General features: G+C 56.5%; 1 protein-coding gene. It reads right to left on the reverse strand.

Annotated features, from left to right (window positions below):
- Positions 1–657: rolling circle replication-associated protein (locus ABT56_RS24355; protein ID WP_047881216.1), on the reverse strand; the 657-nt coding region annotated here is incomplete at both ends.

Genomic DNA, 657 nt, shown 5'->3' on the forward strand with positions numbered 1-657 from the left:
CCCGGCTTCGAAACTGGCGACACACTCCCAACCGGGGGCGCGGCTGCAGCGGGCTATGTTGTAGCGGTTGCCTCGGATCAAACCTTGGTTGGCATTGTCCCCTTTGGCGGCATAGCCAACGGCTTTTATCAGGTAGCTGCCTGCGGCTTTGGGTTCGCGGATGCGTTCAAGATGGGCAAAGCCATGTCCCCAAATCCCCTCCAACCGTTCAGACCAGGCGGCGAAGTGCTCTTTTTCAACCTTCCAATTCATCAGCAAATGCACATGCGGGTTAGGTTCGCCGTTTTCATTGGCCGGGCACTCTGCTACCCAGATGTAATGGAACGGATCGGCAATGCCGTCGAGCTCGAACGGCTGTTCATTTTTGCCAATACCTTGCCAACCGCGTTGGTACATTTTTTTGATGCCATCCAGAAACCGGGACACCTCTTTGCCTAGCGTGGTGTCACCGCCAAAGATGGCATTTCGCTGCTCGTTGGAGAATGTCAGGGTCAGGAATGTTGCGAATCCCCCTTCGCGAACCGCGACATAGGCACCGGATTCGAAAATCTTGGTGACGGCGCGTTGGGTCAGTTTTTCGGTGTAGCGTTCACCGCTTTGCGGGTCTGGCGCATCGCCCGGTGGTGTCAGGGTTTGGTGCAGAACGCGGAAACTCCC

This window comes from Photobacterium aquae, from assembly GCF_001029445.1.
In the GTDB taxonomy this organism is placed as follows: domain Bacteria; phylum Pseudomonadota; class Gammaproteobacteria; order Enterobacterales; family Vibrionaceae; genus Photobacterium; species Photobacterium aquae.